The sequence below is a fragment of the Pseudomonas palmensis genome, assembly GCF_049942755.1.
GTDB classification, from domain to species: domain Bacteria; phylum Pseudomonadota; class Gammaproteobacteria; order Pseudomonadales; family Pseudomonadaceae; genus Aquipseudomonas; species Aquipseudomonas palmensis.
Genome location: NZ_CP187958.1, coordinates 4,290,888 through 4,308,234, shown reverse-complemented (window position 1 = coordinate 4,308,234; position 17,347 = coordinate 4,290,888). Strand labels below are relative to the sequence as shown.

At 68.9% G+C, this 17,347-nt stretch carries 14 protein-coding genes; all 14 read left to right on the top strand.

What is annotated here, in order from left to right:
- The first annotated feature begins 3 nt into the window (after positions 1–3).
- The 14 genes from ACPRTJ_RS19920 to ACPRTJ_RS19855 all read left to right on the top strand — a co-directional run bounded on the left by ACPRTJ_RS19920 (position 4) and on the right by ACPRTJ_RS19855 (position 17,346).
- On the top strand, positions 4–909 hold the full coding sequence (locus ACPRTJ_RS19920) for a transporter (protein WP_043859780.1): 906 nt from the start codon (positions 4–6) through the stop codon (positions 907–909).
- Between the two features lie 14 nt (positions 910–923).
- Positions 924–1,670 (top strand): DUF2092 domain-containing protein, encoded by a 747-nt coding sequence (locus tag ACPRTJ_RS19915; RefSeq protein ID WP_258659390.1) that lies wholly within the window; start codon positions 924–926, stop codon positions 1,668–1,670.
- A complete protein-coding gene (locus tag ACPRTJ_RS19910) occupies positions 1,667–2,215 on the top strand; it encodes a hypothetical protein (protein WP_426427229.1) in 549 nt (182 codons plus the stop codon). The genes ACPRTJ_RS19915 and ACPRTJ_RS19910 overlap by 4 nt, the downstream gene beginning before the upstream one ends.
- Before the next feature lie 25 nt (positions 2,216–2,240).
- Positions 2,241–3,218, top strand: coding sequence for an AAA family ATPase (locus ACPRTJ_RS19905; protein ID WP_104572646.1), 978 nt, complete (start codon positions 2,241–2,243; stop codon positions 3,216–3,218).
- 9 nt (positions 3,219–3,227) lie between these two features.
- Entirely contained in the window at positions 3,228–4,178 is a 951-nt protein-coding gene (locus ACPRTJ_RS19900; protein ID WP_043859762.1) for a DUF58 domain-containing protein, read from the top strand.
- Positions 4,175–4,666, top strand: coding sequence for a DUF4381 domain-containing protein (locus ACPRTJ_RS19895; protein WP_426427227.1), 492 nt, complete (start codon positions 4,175–4,177; stop codon positions 4,664–4,666). The genes ACPRTJ_RS19900 and ACPRTJ_RS19895 overlap by 4 nt, the downstream gene beginning before the upstream one ends.
- Positions 4,653–5,657, top strand: a complete 1,005-nt coding sequence (locus ACPRTJ_RS19890) for a vWA domain-containing protein (RefSeq protein WP_426427226.1) — start codon at positions 4,653–4,655, stop codon at positions 5,655–5,657. The genes ACPRTJ_RS19895 and ACPRTJ_RS19890 overlap by 14 nt, the downstream gene beginning before the upstream one ends.
- Positions 5,647–7,218, top strand: coding sequence for a VWA domain-containing protein (locus tag ACPRTJ_RS19885; protein ID WP_278929031.1), 1,572 nt, complete (start codon positions 5,647–5,649; stop codon positions 7,216–7,218). The genes ACPRTJ_RS19890 and ACPRTJ_RS19885 overlap by 11 nt, the downstream gene beginning before the upstream one ends.
- Entirely contained in the window at positions 7,215–8,531 is a 1,317-nt protein-coding gene (locus ACPRTJ_RS19880; RefSeq protein WP_426427224.1) for a hypothetical protein, read from the top strand. Before ACPRTJ_RS19885 ends, ACPRTJ_RS19880 begins: the two co-directional genes overlap by 4 nt.
- Entirely contained in the window at positions 8,528–9,544 is a 1,017-nt protein-coding gene (locus ACPRTJ_RS19875) for an HAD family hydrolase (RefSeq protein ID WP_426427223.1), read from the top strand. Before ACPRTJ_RS19880 ends, ACPRTJ_RS19875 begins: the two co-directional genes overlap by 4 nt.
- 78 nt (positions 9,545–9,622) lie before the next feature.
- Positions 9,623–11,212: an arylsulfatase gene (locus ACPRTJ_RS19870; RefSeq protein WP_043859768.1), complete on the top strand. Its 1,590-nt coding sequence runs from the start codon at positions 9,623–9,625 to the stop codon at positions 11,210–11,212.
- 153 nt (positions 11,213–11,365) lie between these two features.
- Entirely contained in the window at positions 11,366–13,984 is a 2,619-nt protein-coding gene (locus ACPRTJ_RS19865; RefSeq protein WP_426427220.1) for a fused MFS/spermidine synthase, read from the top strand.
- Positions 13,985–14,035: 51 nt separating this feature from the next.
- A complete protein-coding gene (locus tag ACPRTJ_RS19860) occupies positions 14,036–16,393 on the top strand; it encodes a cytochrome c3 family protein (RefSeq protein ID WP_426427218.1) in 2,358 nt (785 codons plus the stop codon).
- A 101-nt stretch (positions 16,394–16,494) separates the two neighbouring features.
- Positions 16,495–17,346 (top strand): STAS domain-containing protein, encoded by an 852-nt coding sequence (locus ACPRTJ_RS19855; protein ID WP_054915144.1) that lies wholly within the window; start codon positions 16,495–16,497, stop codon positions 17,344–17,346.
- Position 17,347 lies beyond the last annotated feature (1 nt).

Genomic DNA, 17,347 nt, shown 5'->3' with positions numbered 1-17,347 from the left:
ACCATGCATACCCGACCTGTCCTGCGTTACCTGCCGGTGCTCGTGCTCAGTGGCGCGCCGCTGCTGGTGCAGGCCGACAACGCGCGTGACTGGCAGAACATCCCGATCGACCTGAACATGGTGTTCGGCTACTACAACCGCATCGACACCAACACCCCGATCGACACCGCCCTGCCCATCGACGGCCTGTCCCTGGATGCCGACCTCTACATCCTGCGCCTGGCGCGCTCGTTCAGCATCGACGGACGCAACAGCGCGATCCAGCTGGTGCAGCCATACGCCGACGTGTCGGCCTCGTTCGACGATGCACGTTTCTTCAATGGCACCAAGCACAACGGCGGCATGGGCGACACCCAGATCGTGTTCGCCCACAACTTCTTCGGCGGCCCGGCGCTGACCGCCGAGGAGTTCGCCAGCTGGACCCCGGAAACCTTCATGACCGGCGCCGTATGGCTCACCGTGCCCAATGGCGACTACGCCAAGAACCGCGTCATCAACATCGGCGCCAACCGCTGGGTGGTCAAACCCGAAATCGGCTTCGGCCACCCCATCGGCCCCACCTGGCTGGAGGTCAACACCTGGGTTTCGCTGTTCGGCGACAACGACGACTACCTGGGCGACAACAAGCTGGAGCAGAAACCGCTGTATGCCGTCGAAGGCCACTACAGCTACACCATCAACCGCGGCCTGTGGGCTTCCCTCGACGCCACCTACAGCTTCGGCGGCGAAACCCGCATCAACGGCGAAAACCAGGACAACAAGCAGGCCAACACCCTGGTCGGTGCCAGCCTGGGCTTCATGCTCTCGCCGCAGTTCGGTGGCCTGATCGCCTACACCGACACCGTGTCCGAACGTACCGGCTCACCCGATGTGAACACCTGGACCTTGCGCCTGAACTACGCCTGGTAACCATGGGAGGCCTGATGAAGCGTTCGCACCGACTCACCTGCCTGGCCCTGCTGGCCCTGTTGCCGGCCCTGGCAAAGGCTGCCGACCCGCTCGACCCCAGGGCCCTGGCCGCGCTGTCGAACATGGGCAGTTACCTGCACCGCCTGCAGGCCTTCAGCCTGAGCACCCGCAGCGAAACCGACCAGCAACTCGACAGCGGCCCCACGGTGACCTTCACCCACCACACCCAGGTGCTCGCCCGCCAGCCCGACAAGCTGTTCGTCAGCGTCGACCAGGGCTCGGCGGCGCGCCAGTTCTTCTACGACGGCAAGCAGTTCACCCTGTATGACGGTCGTCATGGCTACTACAGCAAAGGCGCGGCGCCGGCGACCATCGAGCAACTGCTCGGACAACTGAGCGAGCGCTACGCCATCACCTTGCCGCTGGCCGACCTGTTCCGCTGGAACGCCCAGACCGCGAAAGAGGTCGGCATCACCCAGGCCACGCTGATCGGCAGCGAATCCCTCGACGGCCAGGCCTGTACCCACTACGTGTTCCGCCAGCCCGACATCGACTGGCAACTGTGGCTACGCGAAGGCGCGCAGCCGTTGCCGTGCAAGCTGATGATCACCCGCCGCGACGACCCCGAGCGCCCGCGCCATAGCGTGACCTTCGACTGGGACCTGAGCACGCCCATCAACCCGGCAGCCTTCGACTTCACCCCGCCGGCCAAGGCCGTGGCGGTGCCGCTGCGCGAACCGAACGAGGGCCGCCAGCCATGACGCCACTGCGTACCTGCCTGCACCTGGGCCTGAGCGCCTGCCTGCTGACACCGCTGATGGCCGACGCCTGGCAACTGCGCGGCGGCGGTGGCGGGCGTACCTTCGTGGTGCCCTATCACGCCGGGGGCGGCCATTTCGCCCCCCCGCCGCCGCATTACCAGCCCATGCCGCACCCGATGCCCCCGCATCCGCAGCCGATGCCGCCCCACCCGGCGCCGCCTCCGCATCCGCAGCCCGGCCCTGGGCCGCACCCACCGGGCCCGCCACCGCATCCACCGGGCCCGGGCCCTCACCCGCCCGGCCCCGGCCCGATGCCGCCACCGCCGCACCCGGACGACTGGTATCACCCCTGGGCCGCCGCTGCCGTGGTCGGTGCCACCACTGCCACGGCCATCGCCATCGGCACCCAGGTGGCCGAGGTACCGCCGGACTGCGTGTCGGTGGTCGCCAACGGCGTGGCCTACCAGCACTGCGGCGCCACCTGGTACCAGCCGCAATACGTCGGCAGCAACGTGCAGTTCATCGTGGTGCCTGCGCCATGGTGAACCCACCCGACCCAAAGGAATGCCCATGAGCGCCCTCACCGACATCAATGCCCTGCACGCCGCTATCGCCGCCTCGGTGCTGGGCCAGGACCAGGTGATCCGCCAGATCCTGGTGGGCCTGCTGGCCAACGGGCACGTGCTGCTCGAGAGCCTGCCGGGCCTGGCCAAGACCCGCACGGTCAAGGCCCTGGCCCGGCACCTGGATGCACGCATGAGCCGCATCCAGTTCACCCCCGACCTGCTGCCCTCCGACATCACCGGCGCCGAGGTGCTGCAACAGGTCGAGGGCCAGCACCAGGTGCGCTTCCAGCCCGGCCCGCTGTTCGGCAACCTGATCCTGGCCGACGAGATCAACCGCGCCCCGGCCAAGGTGCAGGCGGCGCTGCTCGAAGCCATGGAAGAGCGCCAGATCACCGTAGCCGGCACCAGTCACAGGCTGCCCGACCTGTTCATGGTGATCGCCACCCAGAACCCCATCGAGCAGGAAGGCACCTACCCGCTGCCCGAGGCGCAGATGGACCGCTTCCTGATGAAGGTGCTGCTGGATTACCCCGCGCCGGCCGATGAAGGCCAGGTGTTGCAACTGCTGCGCCAGGAGGAACAGCGGGCGGCGGCCAAGGCGGCCAGCGACAGCTTCAGCCTCGGCCAGGAGGTAATCTTCCAGGCCCGCCGGGAAGTGGCGGCCATTCACGTGGCCCCGGCCATCGACAGCTACCTGATCGCACTGGTCAACGCCACCCGCCACCCCGCCGACTACGACGCCGACCTGGCGCGCTGGCTGCAGCTGGGCGCCAGCCCACGCGGCGGCATCGGCCTGGACCGCTGCGCGCGCGCCGATGCCTGGTTGCAGGGCCAGGACTTCGTCTCGCCCGACAACGTGCGCGCCATGCTCCACCCGGTGCTGCGCCATCGCCTGCAACTGAGCTACGACGCGGTGGCTGACGGCGTGACCAGCAGCGAGGTACTCGACCGCCTGCTCGACAAGGTGGCCATCCCGGCCTGAGGACCGCATATGCCAGCACCGGCGCAGCAACCCGACGGGCACGTCTACGTATCGCTGGCGCAGCTGATGGCGCTGGCGTTCGATGCCCGCGGCCTGAGCTTTCTGGCGCGCCAGCCCAGGGCCAGCGTGCTGGCCGGCAGCCACGCCTCGCGCCTGCGCGGGCGCGGCCTGAACTTCGACGAGCTGCGCCGCTACCAGCCCGGCGACGACCTGCGCCATCTCGACTGCAGGGCCAGCCTGCGCACCGGCACGCCGGTGGTACGCACCTTCACCGAAGAACGCGACCGCCCGGTGCTGGTGGTGCTCGACCAGCGTATGTCGATGTTCTTCGGCTCGCAGGTCAGCTTCAAGTCGGCGCTGGCCGCGCAACTGGCCGCGCTGTGCGCGTGGATCGCGCTGGCGGCAGGCGACCGGGTCGGCGCCCTGCTGTTCGACGACACCCGCATCGAATACCTGGCGCCGCTGCGCAGCCGCAGCCGGGTCCAGGCGATCTGCGCCAGAGCCGCACAGTTCAACCAGGCGCTGTCGGCAGATGTTCCCGATGGCGATGCTGCGCACGGCCTCGACACAGTCCTGCAGCGCTGCCTGGCGCTGGCCGCGCACGACTGCCTGATCTGCTTCATCAGCGACTTCGCCGGTGCCGGCGAACGCACCCTGCATCAGTTGCGCCAGCTGCGTACCCACAACGACGTGATCGCGTTGCAGGTCTACGACCCGCTGGCCCTCGACCTGCCACGCCAGGGGCGCCTGCTGGTGACCCAGGGTCAGTTGCAGGTGGAGCTGGCGGTGGAGCGGCGTCAGGTGCACAAACCCTTGAGCGAGTTTCTCAGTGGCCGCCTGCACGACGTGGCGCAGATGCTGCGCCGCAGCCAGGTGCCGCTGCTGATGTTCAGCACCGCCCTGCCTGCCGCCCAACAGCTGCGCATGGAACTGGGCAAGCTGCGCAGGCCACCGGCATGAGCGCGCCAGTGCCCAGCGTCGACCAGCTCAAGGAGCTGGCGCTGCCGCCCGCCGTCAGCTACTGGCCACAAACCTGGGGCTGGGCGCTGCTGGCGGCATTGCTGCTGGCCGGGCTGGTGCTGTGGGCGGCGCTGCGCCTGCGCCGCTGGCAGCGCGACCGCTACCGCCGCCAAGCCCTGGCACGCCTGCGCCAGCTGGAACAGGCAATGGCAGATCAAACCCGGCGCGTGCAGGCCCTGCGCGAAGTGCCCGAGCTGCTCAAGCGCGTGGCCCTGTCGATGCCCGAGGCTCCGGCCGTGGCCCCGCTGCATGCCGCCGACTGGCAGGCGTTTCTGGTGAGCCATTCACGCACCCCGCTGCCCGCCGACTTCGCCTGGCAACTGGCGCAGCTGGCCTATGCCCCCGACAGCCGCCTGCACGAAATCGATGCGTCAGCGCTGTTGGGCTACAGCCGCGACTGGGTGGAGCATCATCATGTGGCAGCTTGATTACCCCTGGCTGTTGCTGATGCTGGCGCTGCCCTTGCTCGGCTACCGCTACCTGCCGCCCTATCAGGAAGCCCGCAGCGCCTTGCGCGTACCGTTCTTCGAGGCCATCAGCCAGGCCACCGGGCAGCGTCCGCGCCTGCCCGGTGGCCTGGCCAATCGCTGGCAGCTGCTGTTGCACTGGCTGGTGTGGGCACTGCTGTGCCTGGCCGTGGCACGCCCGGTGCTGGTCGAGCCCCCCATCGAGCACCAGGCACCGGTACGCGACCTGATGCTGGCCATCGACATCTCCCAGTCGATGCAGACCGTCGACCTCAAGAACGCCGACGGCAAACCGGTTTCGCGCATCAGCGCGGTCAAGGCGGTGGTCGCCGACTTCATCGCCAGGCGCCAGCAGGACCGTCTCGGCCTGGTGGTGTTCGGCAGCGGCGCCTACGCCCAGGCTCCGCTGACCCTGGACCACGCCAGCCTGTCGATCCTGCTGCAGCAGACCGACGTCGGCATGGCCGGGCCCAACACCGCCATCGGCGATGCCATCGGCCTGAGCCTCAAGCTGCTGGAGCAGGCTCACGAGCCGCAGAAGGTGCTGATCCTGCTGACCGACGGCAACGACACCAGCAGCGCCATCACCCCCGCCCACGCCGCCCAGATCGCCGCGGCCCGCGGGGTGGTGATCCATACCATCGGTATCGGCGACCCGCAGGCCGAAGCCGAGGCCAAGGTCGACCTGCCGACCTTGCAGCAGATCGCCACCGTCACCGGCGGGCAGTTCTTCCGGGCCCAGGACCGCGATGCCCTGCAACAGGTGTACGCCACCCTCGACACGCTCACCCCGCACGCGGTGAAGACCTACAGCCACCAACCCAAGCGCGACCTGTTCTGGCTGCCGCTGGGCGCGGCCCTGTTGCTCCTGACGCTGTACCACCTGCTCGCCCTGGCGGCAGCGTGGTGGCGCAGGCGCCTGCCAGTGGAGGCGCCCGCGCATGGACATTGACCTGAACAACCTGCATTTTCTGCGCCCGCTGTGGCTGTGGCTCTGGCTGCCCGCCGTGCTGCTGGTGCTGGCCTGGCGCCGCCAGCGCGGCCAGGCGCTGAACGTGAGCATCGCCCCGCAACTGCTGGCGCACCTGCGCATGGACGGCCACGACCGGCACCGCATTCGCCCCATACACCTGCTGGCGGCCCTGCTCGCACTCGGCGCACTGGCCGCTGCCGGCCCCACCTGGGAGCAGGACCGCCCGCAGTTTCTCGACAACCGCGCGCCGTTGATCCTGGCCCTGGACCTGTCCGGCTCGATGGACGCCAGCGACCTCTCGCCCACCCGCCTGGAGGCCGCCAAGCACAAGCTGCACAGCCTGGTGCAACGCCGCCAGGGCGCAGCCACCGGGCTGATCGCCTATGCCGGCAGCGCACACCTGGTGCTGCCCCCCACCCGCGACCCGGCGCTGCTCGACAGCTTCATCCAGGCGCTGGGCAGCGACCTGATCGAACAGCCTGGCAAGAACGTTTTGGCCGTGGTGGCGCTGGCCCGTCAACTGATCGCCGCCGAGCCCGGCCCCGCCACCCTGGTGCTGCTCACCGACGGTGCCGACACCACGCAACTGGCCCCGCTGGGCAAGGCCCTGGACGCCAGCCTGCTGCAGGTGCTGGTGCTGGCGGTGGGCAGCAGCGATGGCGGCCTGGTCAGGGGCGCCGACGGTCAGCCACGCACCGACAGCAACGGCCGGCCGCAACTGGGCCGCTTCGACAAGGCCGGCCTCGAACAGCTGGCCAGGGCGCTGGATGCACCACTGGGCAGCCTGACCCTCGACGATGACGACCTGGACTGGATCGAGGCCCATGCCCAGCAGCACTTCGCCGACGCCGACCCGGCCAGCCAGCAGCTGCGCTGGAAAGACGCCGGCTACTGGCTGTGCTGGCCGCTGCTGCTGATCGCCCTGTTGTGCATCCGCCGCGGCTGGAGCCTGAACTGGAGCGCGTGCCTGCTGCTGGGCCTGGTGCTGGCCCCGGACGGGGCGCGCGCCAATGCCCTGGTGGATGCATTCATGACCCCCGACCAGCAGGGTCGCTGGGCCTTCGAACATCACCACCTGCCCGCCGCGGCGGCGCACTTTCAGGACCCTTACTGGAAGGGCATTGCCGCCTACCAAGGGGCCGACTACGACCTGGCGCTGGCCAGTTTCGCGCGCCTGCACACCGCACCGGCCTATTTCTACCTGGGCAATATCTACACCCGCCGCTTCAAGTTCGACCAGGCCATCGCCGCCTATCGCCAGGCACTGGCCCTGCAACCGGGGTTTGCCGAGGCCCAGGCCAACCTCGCCCTGGCCATCGCCCTGCAGAGGGACACCGAGTCGGCGCAGCAGAACGCCCCAGAGGTGCAGGCCGACCAGGTGGCCTTCGACAAGCCGGCCGGCAAGGGCCCGAGCAAGCAGGTGCAGACCCCGCAGGCGACCTCGGACGCCCTGTGGCTGCAGAACCTCACCACCTCGCCCGCGCAGTTTCTCAAGCGCAAGTTCAGCCTGCAGGACCAGGCTGCCAGGGGGGCGCCATGAGGCTTGTCGGCCTGCTCCTGGCCTGGCTGCTGTGCAGCTGTGCGCTTGCCGCCGACCCGCAGTTGCGGGTGCAGGCGCAACTGCTGGGGGGCGACAGCGTAGTGGTAGGTGAAACCGTGCAGTTGCAGCTGGACGTGCTCACCGACACCTGGTTCACCGGCGCCCCGCAGTTGCCGACGCTGAGCGTGCCCGGCGCACTGGTCACCCCGCCCGGCGACCAGGCCCAGCACCTGACCCTGAACCTGGACGGCAGCACCTGGTTCGGCATGCGCTACCTGTACCCGATCACCGTGCAGCAGGCCGGCACCCTGGACATTCCCGCACTGACCGTGACGGCCCGGCCGGGCAATGCCGCGGCCGCCCTGAGCGCCACCACGGCGGCGCTGCACCTGCGCGTACAACTGCCGGCCGGGGTCGAGCCGGGCCAGGCGGTGCTGGTGGCCAGCGCCCTGAGCCTGAACCAGCAGGTGAACCCGGCAAGCAGAACACTCAAGGTGGGTGACAGCCTCACCCGCAGCGTGACCCTGCAGGCCCAGGGCGCGCCGAGCCTGATGCTGCCGGTGACGGCGCTGCAGGCTGTGCCGGGCCTGAGCCTCTACCTCAAGACGCCCCAGGTGCAGGCCCTCGACGATGGCCGTGGCCACGTCGTGGGCGGCCAGCGCATCGACACCGCCAGCTACCGCATCGAGCAGCCCGGCAGCTACCAGCTGCCCGCCGTGCAGGTGCACTGGTGGAGCACCACCGACCAAGCCCTGCGCAGCACAACGCTGCCCGCCGTGCCCTTCACCGCCAGCGCCGGCCCTGCCTACACCCCGGTGTTCTCGGTGGCCGACGATCTGCAGCGTCTTGGCCAGCAGGGCCGCCTGCACCTGTCGCGGCACTGGCTCGGCGCCGCCCTGGTGCTCGCGGCACTGGGCCTGGCGTGGCGGGTGTGGCGTAGCCGCGGGCCGACCTGGCTGGCCCGCTGGCGGCACTGGCAGGCCCGACGCCAGGCCCGTCGCCTCGCCTCTGCCGAGCATGCATGGCAACAGGTGCCCGTTGATCTGGCCAGGCATCCGCCGCAGCTCACTGCACTATACCTGTGGTTCAGGCGCAGCCAGGGCAGCGTGCGCCTGGCCACGGCCGACGACACCACCCTGCTGGCGCTGCTGCGACGCGGCTACGGCGCAGACGGCGCCCCCGATACGCTGCTCGCTGCGCTCAAGGCCGAACTTGCACAGCTTCATGCACGGCATTCACCGCGCCAGCCTGCCGCGCCCGCGCGCCACGGCCTGCGCCCGCTCAATCCAATGCAGAACAGGGAGTCGCGATGAAATCCAGTCCGAGTGTTCGTGGGTGGCTGCTGCTGGTGTTGCTGCTGCACTGGCCATTGTCGGCCCAGGCCGATGCGCCGCTGCCCTCATGGCACCAGGGCGCCGCCAGGGCCGCCCTCGTGCAGTTCGTCGAAAGCGTCACCCGCGAGGGCGACCCGCAGTTCGTGGCCCCCGCGCAACGCATCGCGGTGTTCGACAACGACGGCACCCTGTGGAGCGAACAGCCCGCCTACTTCCAGGTGCTGTTCGCCTTCGACGAGATCCGCCGCATGGCCTCCGAGCACCCCGAGTGGAAGACCACCCAGCCGTTCAAGGCGGTGCTGGAAAACGACCAGAAGGCCCTGGCCGCCGCCGGCATGGACGGCCTGCTGAAAATCATCGGCGTGACCCATACCGGGGTCAGCACCGAAGCCTTCATCGGCCATGCCAGGGCCTGGCTGGCCAAGGCCCGTCACCCCACCCACCAGCGCCCCTACACCGAGATGATCTACCAGCCCATGCACGAGCTGCTCGACTACCTGCGCAGCCAGGGCTTCAAGGTGTACATCGTCTCCGGGGGCGACACCGCGTTCATGCGCGCCTTCGCCGACGAGGTGTACGGCGTGCCGCCCGAGCAGGTGATCGGCTCCAGCTTCGTCACCGAATACCAGCTGGTCGACGGCGTGCCGGCCCTGCTGCGTACCGCCAGGATCGCGCACAACGATGACGGCCCGGGCAAGCCCGAAAGCATCGACGCGATCATCGGGCGCCGGCCGATCCTGGCTTTCGGCAACTCCGACGGCGACCTGCAGATGCTGCAATGGACCGCCGCCGGCAAGGGCCCGCGCTTCATGGGGCTGGTGCACCACACCGACGCGAAACGTGAATGGGCCTACGACCGCCAGTCGCAGGTCGGACGGCTGGACAAGGCGCTGGACGAAGCGCGCCGCCAGCAATGGACAATCGTGGACATGGCGGCCGACTGGGCCCGGGTATTCCCGTTCGAGCCTGCCTCCACCCCGCAATCGCAGTGACGCGGTAACGAGCAAAGCAGTGATGCAACCGACATGTCGCCTGCGGGCGGCTCGAATGGCGAAAGGGAGGCAAGTCAGATGACTCGCATACGCAGATGGGCACCGCAGCTCGCGCTGGTCGCGGCCACGGTGATGGGGCTCGCGACAGGGGCAGCAAGTGCCGCCGACAAGCCGAATATCCTGGTGATATTCGGCGACGACATCGGCCAGACCAATATCAGTGCCTACTCGATGGGGGTGGTCGGCTACCAGACCCCCAACATCGACCGCATTGCCAAGGAAGGCATGCTGTTCACCGACTACTACGCGGAAAACAGCTGCACCGCCGGCCGCTCCAGCTTCATCACCGGGCAGACGCCACTGCGCACCGGCCTGTCCAAGGTCGGCGCACCGGGGGCGCCGGTGGGCCTGCAGGACCGCGACATCACCATCGCCCAGGCACTCAAGTCGCTGGGCTACGCCACCGGGCAGTTCGGCAAGAACCACCTGGGCGACAAGGACGAGTACCTGCCGACCAAGCACGGCTTCGACGAGTTCTTCGGCAACCTCTACCACCTCAACGCCGAAGAAGAGCCCGAGCGCCCCTACTGGCCCAAGGACCCGAACGACCCCTACGTGAAGAACTTCAGCCCGCGCGGGGTGATCCACGCCTTCGCCGACGGCAAGATCGAGGACACCGGTTCGCTCAACAAGAAGCGCATGGAAACCATCGACGATGAAACCACCGGCGCGGCCGAGGAGTTCATCAAGAAGCAGGTGGCCGCCGACAAGCCGTTCTTCGTGTGGATGAACACCACGCGCATGCACGTGTACACCCATGTGCGCGACTCGATGAAGGGCCAGAGCGGCATGCCCGGCAACGAGTACGCCGACGGCATGCTCGAGCACGATGGCGACGTGGGCAAGCTGCTCAAGACCCTCGACGACCTGAAGATCGCCGACAACACCATCGTGATCTACACCACCGACAACGGGCCCAACCAGTTCTCCTGGCCGGACGCGGCGACCACGCCGTTTCGCAGCGAGAAGGACTCCAACTGGGAAGGCGCCTTCCGCGTGCCGGCGATCATCCGCTGGCCGGGCAAGATCAAGGAAGGCACGGTGTCCAACGAGATGTTCTCGGGCCTGGACTGGTTCCCCACCCTGCTGGCGGCTGCCGGTGACACCGGCGTGAAGGACAAGCTGCTCAAGGGCTGGGCACCGACTGCCGGTGGCAAGAACTTCAAGGTGCACCTGGACGGCTACAACCAGCTGCCCTACCTCACCGGCCAGCAACCCAAGGGCGCACGTGACGAGTTCTACTACTTCAACGACGACGGCGACCTGGTGGCGATGCGCTTCGGCGACTGGAAGGCGGTGTTCTGCGAACAGCGTCGCCCCGGCGGCTTCGAAGTGTGGCAGGACCCCTTCGTGTGCCTGCGCGTGCCGAAGATCTTCAACCTGCGCATGGACCCGTATGAGCGCGCCGACGTGGTCTCTGACCAGTACAACGACTGGCTGGCGAAGAACGTCTACCTGACCGGCATCGCCACCATGAAGGCTTCGGTGTTTCTGGAAACCTTCATCGACTACCCACCCAGCCAGCACCCGGCCAGCTTCAGCGTCGACCAGGTGCGCAAGCAGGTGGACGCGAAGATCGAGGAGAAGATGAAGCAAGGCAAGCAATAGGCGGCAAGCTGCACACGGATGCCTCGTCCCTGACGGGGCATTTTGCCGACTGCGATACCCGCCCAACCCGCCAATCTGCTGCTAGGCTCAAGCACTGGTTGTCCCTCCCGCGAGGGCGTATTCCCAGCACTCACCACAAGGCCCCTTGCCCTGATGCCGGTCGCCAGCCGCTCCTCCCGACACGCCAAAGCCCCCGCCGCCTGCGCTCCACCCCGCACACTGCACCTGGCAGCGACCCTGCTGCTGGTCTCCGGCAGCGCGGCGCTGATCTATCAGGTGCTGTGGATCAAGCAGCTGTCACTGGTGGTGGGGGTGGAAGTGCATGCGATCACCACCGGCATCAGCGCATTCTTCGCCGGGCTGGCGCTGGGCGGCTGGTGGCTGGGGCGTCACGCCGATCGGCTGCGCCGGCCGCTGCGCCTGTATGCGCTGCTCGAACTGGCCGTGGCCGTGGTCGGCATCGCGGCCACTCTGGCCCTGGGCAGCAGCGCCGGGTTGTTCGCCCGCCTGCAGGGCAGCATCGGGCTGCTGGCCTGGGCGCTGCCGTTCAGCCTGGTTGCCCTGCCGGCGCTGCTGATGGGCGGCACCCTGCCGGTGCTGGTGCGTGCCGTGACCGCGCAAGGGGCAACGGCCGGACGCGCCGGCGGGCAACTGTACGCGGCCAACACGGCCGGGGCGATTGTCGGCACCCTGCTCGCAGCCTTTGTGCTGATCCCGCTGCTGGGGGTGCGCGGCAGTGCCTGTGCCGCCGCCGTGCTCAACCTGCTGGCCGGGGCCGGCGCACTGTGGCTGCTGCGCCTGACACCGGACGTCGAAGCCGACACCGTGGTAACCGCCAGCGCCCCGCGCAGCCCGGCGGCGCGCCTGGCCCTGGCCCTGTACGCGGTGGCCGGGGGCATTGCGCTGGGCTATGAGGTGATCTGGTCGCAGGCCCTGGTGCAGTTCATGAGCACCCGCACCTTCGCCTTTGCGGTGATGCTGGCCACCTACCTGGCCGGGCTGATGCTGGGCAGCGCACTGATTGCCCGGCGCGTGGAGCGGCTGCGCGACCCGTGGGCCACCTTTGCCGTGCTGATCGGTGCGGCGGGGCTGCTGGCGCTGCTGGAAATCGCCGGGCTGGGGCGCTGGCTGATCAGTGCGCAGACCCAGGCCGAAGCGCTGGTACTGGGCCTGGGCGGCAGCGCACTGGCGGGCATGAGTGCCCGCTTTGCGGTGGTCGCGGTGAGCGTCGTGCTGCTGCCCACCACGCTGCTGGGGGCGGCGTTTCCGGTGGCGCTGCGCCTGGCCTGCGCGCCGGGCCATGCGGGGCGCGACGTGGGCGCGGTGGTGGCGCTCAACACCCTGGGCGGGATTGCCGGGGTGATGCTGTGCGGGTTCGTGCTGGTGCCCGCGCTGGGGCTGGTGCGCAGCCTGGGGGTGCTGGCGGTGCTGGCGGCAGGGGTCGGGGTAATCGCGGTCGTGGTGGGGGCAGGCCTGGCCGCTTCGCCGGCAAGGCCGGCGCCTGCAGGTACAGGCTCAGGATCTGCTCGAACCCTGTGGGAGCGGGCTTGCCAGCGAACAGGCGCGCTCAGTCAACCCAGATTCATCGCCCTCTACGCCATTGCCCTGGCCAGCCTCCTGACCGCCCTGCTCACCCCACCCCAGCGCCTGGCCAACCTGCTGCCCGGCGCGCGCAGCGGCGAGCTGGTGTTCTATCAGGAAGGCCGTGGCGCCACGGTCGCCGTGGTCGAACAGCACAAGCCCCAGGGCAGCTTTCGTCGCCTGTACATCCAGGGCGTGTCCAACACCGGCGATGCCATGCCGTCGCTGCGCTACATGCGCCTGCAGGCCCTGCTGCCGCTGTTGATCCACAACGGCGAGCCGCGCTCGGCGCTGGTGATCGGGCTGGGCACCGGCATCACCGCCGGCGCCCTGCTGCGCTACCCGGGCCTGGAGCAACGCGTGGTGGCCGAACTGCTGCCGGCGGTGGTGCACGCCTCGACGCTGTTCCAGGGCAACTACCACGCCGCCGACGATGCGCGCCTGGACATCCGCCTGCGCGACGGGCGCCGTGAACTGCTGGCCAGCCCGCAGCCCTACGACCTGATCACCCTGGAGCCACCGCCCCCCTCGGCAGCCGGCGTGGTCAACCTGTACTCGCGTGACTTCTACCAGCTGGCCGCCAGCCGCCTCAACCCCCAGGGCCTGGTCGCCCAGTGGCTGCCGCTGCCCACCCAGAACATCGACGACAGCCGTGCCCTGGTGCGCAGCTTCATCGACGTGTTCCCGCATGCCTCGCTGTGGACCACCGAGTTCCATGAAATGCTGCTGGTCGGCTCGCTGCAGCCGGTGCGCCTGGACCTGCCGCGCATCAGCGCGCGCCTGGCGCAACCCCCCGTGCAACGCACCCTGGCCGAGGTGGGCGTGGACTCGCCGGCCGCACTGCTGGCCACCTGGGTCACCGACCGCGCCGGCCTGGAGCGCTTTGCCGCACAGGCCCCGGCCGTCACCGACGACCAGCCACGCATCGAGTACGCCCCCTGGGTGCGCAGCGACGAGATCACCCGGGTGTTGCCGGCCCTGCTGGCGCTGGGCAGCCCGGTGCCGCTGGAAGGCGCCGATGCCCTGGCCAGCCTGCGCCTGAACGACCAGCGCCAGCGCCTGCAGCGCTTCTACCAGGTGGGCCTGAGCGCCTACCGCGGCCAGCGCGACACCTGGGCGCGACAGGTTCAGGGCGTGATGCGAGAAGATGGCAGCAACCCGTACTACCGTTGGTTCCTGGGCATGCCGTGAAGCGCGCCGCCTGATTGAAGCGCCCCTTACCCCAACAGCATGGACGTCTGCATGTCGAAAAAGCGCGCCGTTACGCCGCCCCAACAGCCCCCCGTGCGCGGCACCAGCCTGCTCTGGCCGGTGCTGGCCGGGGCGGTCCTGCTGGCCCTGCTGGGCACCTGGTTCGCCCTCGACCGTGCCCCGGCACACCTGCCGGTGGCCGCGCAGAGCACGCCACCAGCCCCGCCAGCGCCAAGCAGCCCCGCCCCGGCGCTGGTCGACGAAGCCACCTGCCAGGGTTGCCATGGCGAACAGGTTCGCCAGTGGCAAGGTTCCCATCACCAGTTGGCGATGCAGCCGGCCACCGCCCAGACCGTGCTGGGCAATTTCGCCGACGTGCAGTTCAAGAGCGACCGCGAGACCACGCGCTTCTTTCGCCAGGGCGACCGCTTCTGGGTCAACACCCCAGGCGCCGACGGCCGGCCCCAGGATTTCGAGGTGGCCTATGCCTTCGGCATCGAGCCTTTGCAGCAGTACCTGATCGATACCGGCGACGGGCACCTGCAGGCGCTCGGGGTGGCCTGGGATACGCGCCAGCAGCAGTGGTTTCACCTGTACCCCGGCCAGGGCGTGGACTTCAAGAACCCGCTGCACTGGAGCAAGCCGCAGCAGAATGCCAACTTCATGTGCGTGGAGTGCCATACCACCGGCTTCAAGCGCAATTTCAACGCTGCCAGCGCCACCTTCGACAGCCACTGGAACAGCCTGGGCGTGGGGTGCCAGGCGTGCCACGGCCCGGCCTCCGGGCACCTGGCGTGGGCGGCGCAAAAGCCGGCCAGGCAGGTTGCCCATGCCGGCTTCCAGCAGAGCCTGGTGGAGGGTGGCAACCTGGCCGAAGTCGAGACCTGTGCCCGCTGCCATGCGCGCCGCGCGCCGCTGGGCGATGGCTTTCACAACGAGCGCCGCCTGATGGACGACTACCTGCCCAGCCGCCTGACCCGCGAGCTGTATGAGCTGGACGGCAAGATCAAGGACGAGGTGTTCGAGTACGGCGCCTTCACCCAGAGCAAGATGTTCGCCAAGGGCGTGCGCTGCAGCAATTGCCACGAGCCCCACAGCACCCAGCTCAAGGCACCGGGCGACGGGGTGTGCCTGCAGTGCCACAACCCTGCGGGCAAGACCGGCGTGGCCGGGGTCGACGGCGCCGGGCTCAAGGCCCGCGACTATACCGCCACCGAGCACCATCACCATGCCCCCGGCAGCCCCGCGGCGCAGTGCGTCAGCTGCCACATGCCCGGCAAGTTCTACATGGTCAATGACTATCGCCACGACCACGGCTTCAGCATTCCGGCACCGGCCCAGGCACTGGCGCTGGGCACGCCGGATGCCTGCCTGGGGTGTCACAAGGGCAGTGCCGGGCAGCGCGTCAGCGAGCAGTTCGCGCTGTGGTACGCCGACCGGCCCTCCGACACACCGGCCTACGCTGCCAGCCTGGACCTGCTGCGCAGCGGCAAACCCGGTGCCGCCCAGGCGCTGCTGACGCAACTGGCCAACAGCGAACTGCCGGCGATCCGCCGCGCCACCCTGCTCGCCGAACTGCCCAACTACCCGAGCGAACGTACCCTGCAGGCGGCGCGCAGCGCCCTGGGCGACAGCGCACCGCAGGTACGCGCCGCGGCGGTGGAAGCCCTGGCCGCGCTGCTGCCCCCGCAACAGCGAAGCATGCCGCTGGCCCCCTTGCTGCGTGACCCGGTGCTGGCCGTGCGCATCGCGGCCGCCTACGCCCTGCTGCCGGCACGGGCAGCCGGGCTGGGCGCGGCGCAGGCGGCGTTCGAGCAGGCGCTGGGCGAATACGAAAGCGTGCAGCTGAGCCTGCTCGAACGCGCCGAAGCCAACCTCAACCTGGCCCTGCTGTACCAGGCCAGCGGACGCACCGATGCGGTCGAGCCGTACCTGCGCAGCGCGGTGCTGCGCGACGCCGACTTCCTGCCGGCCCGTGTGGCCCTGGTGCAGTGGCTGGACAGCCATGGCCGCCAGGACGAAGCACGCACGCTGCTGGAAGACAGCCTGCGCCAGCACCCCGACTCGGCGCTGTTGCAGCAGGCCCACGGCCTGGCCCTGATTCGCCAGGGCCGTCGCGACCAAGCGCTGGTGGCGCTGCGCAAGGCCGTGCAGCTGGCCCCGCAGAACGCCGGCTACGGGTATGTGCTGGCGGTGGCCCTGCACGATCAGGGGCAGCGCGAGCCGGCAATGCAACAACTGTGGAGCAGCCTGCAACAACAACCGTTTAACCGTGATGTTCGGCTGGCCTTGATGCATTATCTGCAACAGGCCCGGCAGGTGGACACAGCCAATGCCCTGCTCGAGTCGCTGCGCCAGCTCAACCCCTACGACCCGATGCTGCAACCGCGCCCCGCCAGCGGGAGCTGAGGGCCTGCAAAAAATTTGATGAAGGCAATATCGAACTAGAATCAGGCCTGCACACTCAGATGCGCATGTGCCTTACCTACCCTGCTCAGGAGCTTGTCCAAATGGCTGCACTGCAACCTGTCACCCTCACCGCCATCCGCACCCACCAGGCCTCCCTGGTAGCCGAATGGCTGGCCGGGCTGGACGCGTCGGGTGCCACGCGCAACCTCAAGGCCGACGACCTCAAGCGCCAGACCGAAGAGTTTCTCGACCTGCTGCACGCCGGCCTGCAGAACGGCGATGCCAGCAACCTCAACGCCGGTGCCTGGGACGAGGTGCGCCTGTTCCTGGAAAAGCTCTCCCATAGCCGCGCCCTGCTCGGCCAGGACTCGCAGCAGACCGCCACCTTCATCTTCTCCCTCAAGGGCCCGCTGTTCGCCCTGCTGCAGCGCGAGTACAGCGAGCAGCCGGCGCAACTGGCCAACCAGCTGCTGCAGGTGTCCGAACTGCTCGATGCCCTGGGCCTGCACACCATCCGCACCTTCCAGAAATCCCGCGAGGCGGTGATCAAGCGCCAGCAGGAAGAACTGCTGGAGCTGTCCACCCCGGTGGTCAAGCTGTGGGACGGCGTACTGGCACTGCCGATGATCGGCACCCTGGACTCGCAACGTACCCAGGTGGTGATGGAATCGCTGCTGCAGCGCATCGTCGACACCGGCTCTGAAATCGCCATCATCGACATCACCGGTGTGCCCACCGTCGATACCCTGGTGGCCCAGCACCTGCTCAAGACCGTGACCGCCATCCGCCTGATGGGCGCCGACTGCATCATCAGCGGTGTACGCCCGCAGATCGCCCAGACCATCGTGCACCTGGGCCTGGACCTGCAGGGCGTGGTGACCAAGGCCAACCTGGCCGACGCCCTGAAGCTGGCCCTGCATCGCCTGGGCCTGTCCGTCGCCAAGGCGGGCTGAA